Raw genomic sequence first — 10,971 nt, 5'->3', positions numbered from 1 at the left:
GGCGCCATTTCAGCCTCGCCGGCGTTTGAGGCGCGGGGTCTGGGGCGGAGCCCCGGGTCTTTGGGGGTCCGGGCGCAGCCCGGGACCCCCCTCTTCAGCCTCGCCGGCGTTTGAGGCGCGGGTCCGGGCAGCGCCCGGGGAACGGTGGAAGGGCGGGTAGGGGAACTCCGCCCCGCGCAGCGGCACGCTCGCCGAGGGGGGTCAGGGCTTCGGGGTGTGGGGGGACGGGTCGCTGCGGAGGCCTCGGGTGGTGACCGACACCGCGAAGGCGGGGGGTGCCGATGGGGGGAGGGGGGCCGACAGGGCTCCCGTCGGGGTGATGGTGGTCGGGAGGGGCGTGCCGTCCAGTTCGACGCGGGGGGCCACCCCGAAGCCGCCGCCCTCGACCGTCAGGAGGCCGTCCGCGACGGTGACCCCGGTGATCACCGGATTGGCCCGCACCGCCACCTTGTTCAGAAGATACGCGCCGGCCGGCGCCCCGGTCAGCGCCCACATCTCGTCCGGCAGCCTCGGCAGCCCGCCGCCCACGTCCGCCACGAAGAACGCCACGACGTAGAGCATCGTGACCGCGCTCAGGGCGACGTACTGCAGGTCGACCAGGTCGGTCCGGCCGCCGTCGTTCGCGATCAGGTCGTGCAGCGGCCGCCGCTCCGTGCCCTTCGGCGCCGGTTTGGCCAGGGAGCCCCGCTCCACCCGTGTGCCGACGACCGCCTTGGCCGCGATCAGGGCGGCGTACGGGCCTCCGAGCAGCGGGAGGTAGACGGTGGTCAGGGGGGACAGGGGGCCTTCGCCTCCGTGGCCCTCGAACCAGGCGGGGCCGCCGCCCGCGGTGAGTCCGTAGCCGAGGGTGGCCAGGAGGAGCCAGAGGAGGATCACCGTCCAGGCCAGGGCGAGCGTGGTCGAGGTGGACAGGCGTCCGTCGCGGCCGGTGACGAAGCCCGGGTGGCGCAGCAGCCGCAGGACGATCGGGCCCGCCAGGGCGGCGAGTGAGGCGAGTGCGCAGAGTGCGGACGTCATGTGGTCCCCCCGGAAGTACGGCGTCTTCGAGAAGGGTTACCGATTCGGTCCGAACATGACAAGTTCCTGCTCCTCAGCCCTCCCGCTGTTCCGGCAGCACCGGGAACCGCCGCGGCGCCACCAGCAGCAGCACCAGCGCGGCCGCGGCCGCCGCCACGGTCGCGCCGAGGAAGATGTGGTCCCCGGCGGCGGCCACCGCCCGGCGCAGGTAGGCGGCGGCCTCGGGGGCGAGGAGGCCGGGGTCGGTCAGGGCCTTGGAGGCGTCGTCCAGGTTCGAGGGGAGACCGGCCATCGGGGCCTGCGTCAGCCGGCCGGCGATGGTGGCGTTGGCCACGGCTCCGAGGAGCGCCGCTCCGACGCTCTGGCCGACGTTGCGGCAGAACAGCACCGAGGCCGTGGTGGTGCCGCGCTCCTCCCAGCCCACGGTGGACTGGACCCCGACGATCAGCGGGAGCTGGAAGAGGCCGAGGGCCGCGCCCAGCAGCAGCATGATCAGGACGGGCTGCCAGACCGGGGCGGGGTAGGGGAGCAGGGTGAAGGAACCGAGGACGAGGGCGGCCAGGGAGACCCCGGTCGCGGCGGTGTTGCGGAAGCCGATGCGCCGGTAGACGTGCTGGGCGAAGGCGGCGCTGATCGGCCAGGTCAGGGTCATCGCGGAGGTGACCAGGCCGGCGCCGGTCGGGCCGAGGCCCAGCACGGTCTGGGCGTACGTCGGCATGAACACCATCGGGGCGACCATCAGCAGGCCGAGCCCGGCCATGGCCAGGTTGACGGCGCAGATGGTGCGCCGGCGCCACACCCAGCCGGGCAGGATGGGCTGTGCGGCCCGGCGTTCGATCCGGACGACGAGCACGCCCAGCGCTGCGCTCGCTCCCAGCAGGGCCAGCGAGGGCGCCGACAGCCAGGGCCAGGCGACTCCGCCCTGCACCAGTCCGAACAGCAGCAGCCCCCCGCAGGCGAAGACGGCCACGGCTCCGGGCCAGTCGACGGGGCCGGTGCGGCCGGGGGGACGGGTGGGCTCGACCAGGTGGCGGCTGATGATCCACAGGGCGGCGGCGGCCAGCGGGAGGTTGAGCAGGAAGATCCAGCGCCAGTCGGTGTACGTGGCGATCAGCCCGCCGAGCGCGGGGCCGGCCAGTGCCGAACCGGCCCACACCGCGGACATCCGGGCCTGGATGCGGGGCCGGTCCTTGAGCGGGTAGAGATCGGCGGCGAGGGTCTGCACGGTGCCCTGCAGGGCGCCGCCGCCCAGGCCCTGGAGGATCCGGAAGGCGATGAGGGCGGCCATGTTCCAGGCGGCCGCGCACAGCAGCGAGCCGAGCAGGAAGAGGCTGATGCCGAGGAGCAGGACGGGCTTGCGGCCGTAGGTGTCGGAGAGCTTTCCGTAGACGGGCAGGGTGACCGTTCCGGCCAGGACGTAGCCGGAGAAGATCCAGGAGAAGACGGCGAAGCCGCCGAGGTCGCCCACGATCTGCGGGACCGCGGTGGCGACGACGGCGGCGTCGAGGGCGACGAGGCTCATGGTCAGCATCAGGGCGGCGACGACGGCCGTACGGGGCCGCCCGGGCGGGGACTCCGCCCGCGCCGGCGAGGCGTGAGCCGGCGAGGCATGACCCGGTACGGCGGCCGGTGCCGGGGGCGGGCCCGTCGCGGCGCCCGGCTCGGCGCAGGCGTGGTCCCCGGATCCGGCGGGGTCACCCCCGGGTATGCCCGCGGCGCTGTCGTCGGTACTCGCGCCCGTGCTCTCCCCTGAGCCCATGAAAACCCCTTCCCCCCGTCCGTACCTGCGCAGACACCCTCTCATCGCGGCATTACGGGGCGGTATCCCCTCAGGGCGCCTCGTCCCAACGGGCGAGATCCCCTAGGGGTTGGTCCTCACAAGGATCCAGGGACGCTTCGTCCCGGGGGAGGAGGAGGAAAGACGACGGGGGTCTTTAACTGGTGTCTACAGGGCGGGAGTCCGGGGGGTAGGGCTAGCACCCCTATGGATACGGCGCTTGGCACCAGCGCGCCGCGGCACCCCGCCCAGCAGACTTCGAATGAAGCGCATCACAGCGCACCCGGTGACACCGAACGCGGTGACACCGAACCGACGACCGTACGCGTCAGAACGAGGGGAAACACCGTGACAACGGCTATGACCGAAACCAGGCACGGGGGTACTGGAGGGCATGAGGCCGTCGCGGCGCGGGCGCGGAAGGTCGTCAAGGCCTACGGCTCCGGCGAGACGCGGGTCGTCGCCCTGGACGCGGTGGACGTGGACATCCACCGCGGCCAGTTCACCGCGATCATGGGGCCCTCGGGCTCCGGCAAGTCCACGCTGATGCACTGCCTGGCCGGTCTGGACACGGTGACGAGCGGCCAGATCCACCTGGACGACACCGAGATCACCGGGCTGAAGGACAAGAAGCTCACGCAGCTGCGCCGCGACCGGATCGGCTTCATCTTCCAGGCCTTCAACCTGCTGCCGACGCTCAACGCCCTGGAGAACATCACGCTCCCCATGGACATCGCCGGCCGCAAGGCGGACGCGGAGTGGCTGAACCGGGTCGTGGAGACGGTGGGCCTGGCGGGCCGCCTCAAGCACCGTCCGACGGAGCTCTCCGGCGGCCAGCAGCAGCGTGTGGCGGTCGCCCGCGCCCTGGCCTCGCGGCCCCAGATCATCTTCGGCGACGAGCCGACCGGAAACCTCGACTCCCGGGCCGGCGCGGAGGTCCTCGGCTTCCTGCGGCGTTCGGTGAACGAGCTGGGCCAGACCATCGTCATGGTCACCCACGACCCGGTCGCCGCCTCCTACGCGGACCGCGTCATCTTCCTCGCGGACGGCCGGATCGTGGACGAGATGTACACGCCCACCGCCGACCAGGTCCTGGACCGCATGAAGGACTTCGACGCCCGTGGGCGGACGTCATGACCGTCATGAAGACCGCGCGGCGCAACTTCTTCGCGCACAAGGGGCGGATGGCGCTCTCCGCCGTGGCCGTCCTGCTGTCCGTCGCCTTCGTCTGCGGGACGCTGGTGTTCACGGACACCATGAACACCACCTTCGACAAGCTGTTCGCGGTCACCAACTCCAATGTCACGGTCACCCCGAAGGAGGCCGAGACCAGCGGGGAGACCCCCGACACCGGCAAGCCGCAGGCGCTGCCCGCCTCCGTCGTCGGGCGGGTGAAGAAGGCCGAGGGCGTGAAGTCCGCCGAGGGCGGCGTCGCCTCGATGGCGGTCACCGTCGTCAACTCCAAGAACGAGAACCTCGGTTCGACCACCGGAGCCCCGACCTTCGCGGGTAACTGGACAGAGAACGAACTCAGGTCGATGAAGATCATCGAGGGGCAGGCCCCGCGCGGCCCCACCGACGTGATGATCGACAGTGACACCGCGAAGAAGCACCACCTGGGGCTCGGCGACGACATCCGCACCATCACCGTCACCGGCGACATCCGCTCCAAGATCACCGGCATCGCGGCCTTCACCGTGACCAACCCGGGCGCGACCGTCGTCTACTTCGACACCGCCACCTCCCAGCAGAAGCTGCTCGGCGCCGCGGACGCCTTCACCCACGTGAACGTCACCGCCAAGGACGGGGTGAGCGACGCGCAGCTCAAGGCGAATGTCGCCTCCGCCCTCGGCGCCGACGCCTACAAGCTGCAGACCGCGAAGGAAGCCGCGGACGCCAACAAGAAGAACATGGACTTCCTCGACATCATGAAGTGGGTGATGCTCGGCTTCGCCGCGATCGCCTTCCTCGTCGGGATCTTCCTGATCTTCAACACCTTCTCGATGCTGGTCGCCCAGCGCACCCGTGAGATCGGCCTGATGCGGGCCATCGGCGCCGACAGCGGCCAGGTCCTCAAGTCGGTGGTCATCGAGGCCCTGCTGCTCGGCGTGGTCGGCTCGATCCTCGGCGTCGGCGCCGGCATCGGCCTGGCCGTCGGGCTGATGCAGCTCATGAGCCAGATGGGCATGAGCCTGTCCACCGAGGACCTGACCATCGCGTGGACCACGCCGGTCATCGGCATCGTCCTCGGCGTCGTGGTCACCGTCGTCTCCGCCTTCATACCGGCCCGCCGGGCCGGCAAGGTCTCCCCGATGGCCGCCCTGCGCGAGTCCGGCACCCCCGGCGACAAGATGGCCGGCCGGATCCGCGCCGCCCTGGGCCTGGGCCTCACCGGCATCGGCGCCGCGGCCCTGTACCTCGCCGGTACCGCCGACGCCGCCGGGACGGGAGCGCAGTGGCTGGGGCTGGGCGTCCTGTTCACCCTCATCGGCTTCATCGTGATCGGCCCGCTCCTCGCGGGCGTCGTGGTCCGGGCCCTGTCCGCCCCGGTGCTGCGGCCCTTCGGCTCCATAGGCCGCCTCGCCGAGCGCAACGCGCTGCGCAACCCGCGCCGCACCGGTGCCACCGCCGCCGCGCTGATGATCGGCCTCGCGCTGGTCGCCTGCCTGTCGGTGGTCGGCTCCTCGATGGTGGCCTCGGCCACCGATGAGCTCGACAAGTCGGTCGGCGCGGACTACATCGTGGAGTCCATGACGGGCCAGCCGGTCGTACCGCAGGCCGAGGAGGCGCTGCGGGCCACGCGGGGCCTGGACCACGTCACGGCCTACCGGGAAGTGGACGCCAAGATCACCACCCCCGACGGCACCACCGAGATCTACGGGCTCGGAGCCCAGGACCCCACCTACGCCAAGGACATCCGGCGCAAGATGATCGCCGGGGAGCACGCGGCGGCGTACGAGCCGGGCTCGATGTCGGTGGGCTCCGACTTCGCCACGGAGCACAAGGTCAAGCTCGGCGACGAGCTGACGGTCTCCTTCGTCGGCGGCAAGACCGCCAAGCTGAAGGTCGCGGCGATCACCAGCGACGAGGGCAACCTCGACAAGGGCATGAAGTACATCAGCACCGCCGTCGCCCAGGCGAACCTGCCGGCCGCCAAGCTGCCCCGCCCCTTCATGCTGCTGGCCACCGCGAAGGACGGCCAGGACGACGCCGCGTACAAGGCGGTCAAGGCGGACCTGGCCGAGTACCCGCAGTACCAGGTGCTCAACCAGACGGACTACAAGCAGGCGCTGAAGGACCAGGTCGGCCAGCTCCTGAACGTGGTCTACGCCCTCCTCGCCCTCGCGATCATCGTCGCGGTCCTGGGCGTGGTGAACACCCTGGCCCTCTCGGTGGTCGAGCGGACCCGCGAGATCGGCCTGATGCGCGCCATCGGCCTCTCCCGCCGCCAGCTGCGCCGCATGATCCGCCTGGAGTCCGTGGTCATCGCCCTCTTCGGCGCCCTGCTGGGCCTCGGTCTGGGCATGGGCTGGGGCGCCACCGCCCACCAGCTCCTCGCACTGCAGGGCATGAAGATCCTCGAGATCCCGTGGCCCACCATCCTCGGCGTGTTCGCCGGCTCCGCCCTGGTCGGCCTGCTGGCCGCCCTGGTCCCGGCCTTCCGGGCGGGCCGGATGAACGTCCTGAACGCGATCGCCAGCGAGTAGTCGCCGAGCGGTCGTACGGGGGAGCCCCGGCCCCGCCCCACCCCTTGCGGGCGGGGCGGGGCCGGGGTCGTTTCACACGCTCAGGACGGGGACGTCGTAGAGCGGGATGTGCTTGTCCCGGGTGACGAGGGTGAGCCCCTCGGTCTGGGCCTGGGCGATCAGTATCCGGTCGAAGGGGTCCCTGTGGTGGGCGGGAAGCCGCCCCGCCCGGACGCCGTGCTCCGCGGTGATCGGCAGGTGGAGGAATTGAGTGTCCCGAGCCCGCACCGCCAGGTCCTCCGGACTGTTCAGCTTGCCCGTGGCCTGCTTCACGGAGATCTCCCACGGGGTCACGGCGCTCATGTAGACGTACCGCTCCTGGGTGAGCAGATCCCTTGTCTCGTCGGACAGTTCACCGCCCAGCCACCACAGGACGACGTGCGTATCGAGCAGAATGCTCATGCGCCGGCCCCGAAAGCCTCGGCGAACCCGTCCGGGAGCTCGTCGAAGTCGTCGGCGATCTCGACCAGGCCGCGCAGTGAGCCGTAGTCGGTCCGCCGGACCTTCCCCGCGAGCGGGATCACCTTGGCCACCGGCTCGCCGGCCTTGCTGATGATCACCTCTTGGCCGGTGGCGACGGTCTCCAGGATTTTGGAGAAGTGGGTCTTCGCCTCGTGGACGTTGTACTGCCGGGCCGCTTCCATCGCGCACTCCAGGGCATGGGAAGAGGTGGACTAAATGCCGGACTAAGCGTAATCAGGTCGGCGCAGTCCGCGCCAGCTCCGTCACCCCCACGGGGGACCCGAATCCCACGCGCGGGTGTCGCACCCGCGTCGTAGGGTGGGAACCCCCGGCCCGTTCGACGTGTCGGGTCCTTCGCGTTGCCGCCTCGCGGGGACGCACCGCACCTCATCGGATGGAAAGCCGCCTTCATGAGCCTGCACGGACTGCTCGACGCCGTCACCCGGGACCCCGCACTCGCCGAGGCGGTCACCGCGGCCGGGGACGGCAACCGCATGCACGTGGACCTCGTCGGCCCGGCCGCCGCGCGGCCCTTCGCCATCGCCGCGCTGGCCGCCCGTACCGGGCGCACCGTGCTCGCGGTGACCGCCACCGGGCGGGAGGCCGAGGACCTGGCCGCCGCGCTGCGCTCACTGCTCAACCCCGACGAGGTGGCCGAGTACCCCTCCTGGGAGACGCTGCCGCACGAACGGCTCAGTCCGCGCAGCGACACCGTGGGCCGGCGCATCGCCGTCCTGCGCCGCCTCGCGCACCCGAGCAAGGACGACCCCGCCGCGGGCCCGGTCTCCGTGGTCGTCGCGCCGATCCGCTCCGTGCTCCAGCCGCAGGTCAAGGGGCTCGGGGACCTGGTTCCGGTGAGCCTGCGCCAGGGCGAGAGCGTCGACCTCGGCGCGGTGACGCAGGCGCTGGCCGCAGCCGCGTACGCCCGCGTGGAGCTCGTCGAGAAGCGCGGCGAGTTCGCGGTGCGCGGCGGCATCCTCGACGTGTTCCCGCCCACCGAGGAGCACCCGCTGCGCGTGGAGTTCTGGGGCGACGAGGTCGAGGAGATCCGCTACTTCAAGGTCGCCGACCAGCGCTCCCTGGAGATCGCCGAGCACGGCCTGTGGGCCCCGCCCTGCCGGGAGCTGCTGCTCACCGACGAGGTGCGCGAGCGCGCCGCGGCCCTCGCCGAGCTCCACCCCGAGCTGGGCGAGCTGCTCCACAAGATCGCCGAAGGGATCGCGGTCGAGGGCATGGAGTCCCTGGCCCCGGTGCTGGTCGACGACATGGAGCTGCTGATCGACGTACTGCCCGCCGGTTCCATGGCCGTCGTGTGCGATCCGGAGCGGGTGCGCACGCGCGCCTCGGACCTGGTGGCCACCTCGCAGGAGTTCCTGATGGCCTCCTGGGCCGCCACCGCGGGCGGCGGCGAGGCCCCCATCGACGTGGGCGCGGCCTCGCTCCGCGGGATCGCCGACGTACGGGAGCACGCGCGCGAGCTCGGCATGATGTGGTGGTCGGTGTCCCCGTTCGCCGCCGACGAGGACGCCGCCGTCGGCCGCGACACCCTCAGCCTCGGCATGCACGCCCCCGAGGCCTACCGCGGCGACACCGCCCGCGCGCTCGCCGACACCAAGGCCTGGCTCGCCGACGGCTGGCGCACCGTCTACCTGACCGAGGGCCACGGCCCGGCCGCCCGTACCGTCGAGGTGCTCGGCGGCGAGGGCATCGCGGCCCGCCTGGAGGCGGACGTCACCGTCCTGGAGCCCTCGCTGGTCCACGTCTCCTGCGGCTCCCTCGACAACGGCTTCGTCGACCCGGCCCTCAAGCTCGCCGTCCTCACCGAGACCGACCTGACCGGCCAGCGCACCGCCACCAAGGACCTCGGCCGGATGCCGACCCGGCGCCGCAAGACGATCGACCCCCTCACCCTGGAGGTCGGCGACTACATCGTCCACGAGCAGCACGGCGTCGGCCGGTACATCGAGATGGTGCAGCGCACCGTGCAGGGCGCCACCCGCGAGTACTTGCTCGTCGAGTACGCGCCGGCCAAGCGCGGCCAGCCCGGCGACCGGCTCTACATCCCCACCGACCAGCTGGAGCAGGTCACCAAGTACGTCGGCGGCGAGGCCCCGACCCTGCACCGGCTCGGCGGCGCCGACTGGACCAAGACCAAGGCGCGCGCGAAGAAGGCCGTCAAGGAGATCGCCGCCGACCTCATCAAGCTCTACAGCGCCCGCATGGCGGCCCCCGGCCACACCTTCGGCCCCGACACCCCCTGGCAGCGCGAGCTGGAGGACGCCTTCCCGTACGCGGAGACCCCCGACCAGCTCACCACCATCGCCGAGGTCAAGGAGGACATGGAGAAGTCGGTTCCCATGGACCGCCTGATCTGCGGAGACGTCGGCTACGGCAAGACCGAGATCGCGGTGCGCGCCGCCTTCAAGGCCGTCCAGGACGGCAAGCAGGTCGCCGTCCTCGTCCCGACCACGCTGCTGGTGCAGCAGCACTTCGGGACCTTCTCCGAGCGGTACGCGCAGTTCCCGGTCAAGGTGAAGGCGCTGTCGCGCTTCCAGAGCGACACCGAGTCCAAGGCGACGCTGGAGGGCCTGCGCGAGGGCTCCGTCGACATCGTCATCGGCACGCACCGGCTGTTCTCGCAGGAGACCAAGTTCAAGGACCTGGGCCTGGTCATCGTCGACGAGGAGCAGCGGTTCGGCGTGGAGCACAAGGAGCAGCTGAAGAAGCTGCGCGCCAACGTCGACGTGCTCACGATGTCCGCGACCCCCATCCCGCGCACCCTGGAGATGGCGGTGACCGGCATCCGCGAGATGTCCACGATCACCACCCCGCCCGAGGAGCGCCACCCGGTCCTGACCTTCGTCGGCCCCTACGAGGAGAAGCAGATCGGCGCCGCGGTCCGCCGCGAGCTGCTCCGCGAGGGCCAGTGCTTCTACATCCACAACCGGGTCGAGTCCATCGACCGGGCGGCCGCCAAGCTCCGCGAGATCGTGCCCGAGGCGCGCATCGCGACGGCGCACGGCCAGATGTCCGAACAGGCCCTGGAACAGGTCGTGGTGGACTTCTGGGAGAAGAAGTTCGACGTGCTCGTCTCCACGACGATCGTCGAGTCCGGCATCGACATCTCCAACGCCAACACCCTCATCGTCGAGCGCGGCGACAACTTCGGCCTCTCCCAGCTCCACCAGCTGCGCGGCCGCGTGGGCCGTGGCCGCGAGCGCGGGTACGCGTACTTCCTGTACCCGCCGGAGAAGCCGCTGACCGAGACGGCGCACGAGCGGCTCGCGACGATCGCCCAGCACACCGAGATGGGCGCGGGCATGTACGTGGCGATGAAGGACCTGGAGATCCGCGGCGCGGGCAACCTGCTCGGCGGCGAGCAGTCCGGCCACATCGCGGGCGTCGGCTTCGACCTCTACATCCGGATGGTCGGCGAGGCCGTGGCCGACTACCGCTCGGCCGTGGACGGCGGGGTGGAGGAGGAGCCGCCGCTGGAGGTCAAGATCGAGCTGCCGGTCGACGCGCACGTCCCGCACGACTACGCGCCCGGCGAGCGGCTGCGCCTCCAGGCGTACCGGTCCATCGCGGCGGCCAACTCCGAGGAGGACGTCAAGGCCGTCCGCGAGGAGCTCACCGACCGCTACGGCAAGCTGCCGGAGCCGGTGGAGAACCTGCTGCTGGTGGCCGGACTGCGGATGCTCGCCCGCGCCTGCGGGGTCGGTGACATCACCCTCCAGGGCCCCAACATCCGCTTCGGACCGGTGGAGTTGCGCGAATCGCAGGAGCTGCGGCTGAAGCGGCTCTACCCGGGTTCGGTGATCAAGCCGACCGCCTCGCAGGTGCTGGTGCCGCGGCCGAAGACGGCCCGGGTGGGCGGGAAGCCGCTGGTCGGCCGGGAACTGCTGGGCTGGACCGGGGAGTTCCTCGCCACGATCCTCGGCTCGTAAGGGCGCGGGCGCGGGCACCGGC

Annotated in this window: 7 protein-coding genes; 3 read left to right on the top strand and 4 right to left on the bottom strand. The window is 71.5% G+C overall.

What is annotated here, in order from left to right; translation table 11 throughout:
* Nucleotides 1-201: 201 nt before the first annotated feature.
* Together ACWCP2_RS25585 and ACWCP2_RS25580 are read right to left on the bottom strand one after the other, a co-directional pair.
* Entirely contained in the window at nucleotides 202-1,017 is an 816-nt protein-coding gene (locus ACWCP2_RS25585; RefSeq protein ID WP_450910913.1) for a hypothetical protein, read from the bottom strand.
* 73 nt (nucleotides 1,018-1,090) lie between these two features.
* Complete coding sequence (locus ACWCP2_RS25580; RefSeq protein ID WP_450910912.1) at nucleotides 1,091-2,776, bottom strand: MFS transporter; 1,686 nt, start codon at nucleotides 2,774-2,776, stop codon at nucleotides 1,091-1,093.
* Nucleotides 2,777-3,154: 378 nt separating this feature from the next.
* Here ACWCP2_RS25580 and ACWCP2_RS25575 point away from each other — a divergent pair, with 378 nt between their 5' ends.
* On the top strand, nucleotides 3,155-3,931 hold the full coding sequence (locus tag ACWCP2_RS25575) for an ABC transporter ATP-binding protein (protein ID WP_450910911.1): 777 nt from the start codon (nucleotides 3,155-3,157) through the stop codon (nucleotides 3,929-3,931).
* Complete coding sequence (locus ACWCP2_RS25570; protein ID WP_450910910.1) at nucleotides 3,928-6,501, top strand: ABC transporter permease; 2,574 nt, start codon at nucleotides 3,928-3,930, stop codon at nucleotides 6,499-6,501. Before ACWCP2_RS25575 ends, ACWCP2_RS25570 begins: the two co-directional genes overlap by 4 nt.
* Nucleotides 6,502-6,573: 72 nt before the next feature.
* On the opposite strand, the gene ACWCP2_RS25565 is transcribed toward ACWCP2_RS25570, so the two are convergent.
* Nucleotides 6,574-6,942, bottom strand: coding sequence for a type II toxin-antitoxin system VapC family toxin (locus ACWCP2_RS25565; RefSeq protein ID WP_450910909.1), 369 nt, complete (start codon nucleotides 6,940-6,942; stop codon nucleotides 6,574-6,576).
* A complete protein-coding gene (locus ACWCP2_RS25560) occupies nucleotides 6,939-7,184 on the bottom strand; it encodes a type II toxin-antitoxin system Phd/YefM family antitoxin (RefSeq protein ID WP_450910908.1) in 246 nt (81 codons plus the stop codon). Before ACWCP2_RS25560 ends, ACWCP2_RS25565 begins: the two co-directional genes overlap by 4 nt.
* 228 nt (nucleotides 7,185-7,412) lie before the next feature.
* Between ACWCP2_RS25560 and mfd the strand changes: the two genes are divergently transcribed.
* Entirely contained in the window at nucleotides 7,413-10,949 is a 3,537-nt protein-coding gene (gene mfd / locus ACWCP2_RS25555) for a transcription-repair coupling factor (RefSeq protein ID WP_450910907.1), read from the top strand.
* The last annotated feature ends 22 nt before the right edge of the window (nucleotides 10,950-10,971 follow it).

It is taken from the genome of Streptomyces sp. NPDC002104 (assembly GCF_053593795.1).
This window is presented reverse-complemented; position numbering and strand designations above follow the sequence as displayed.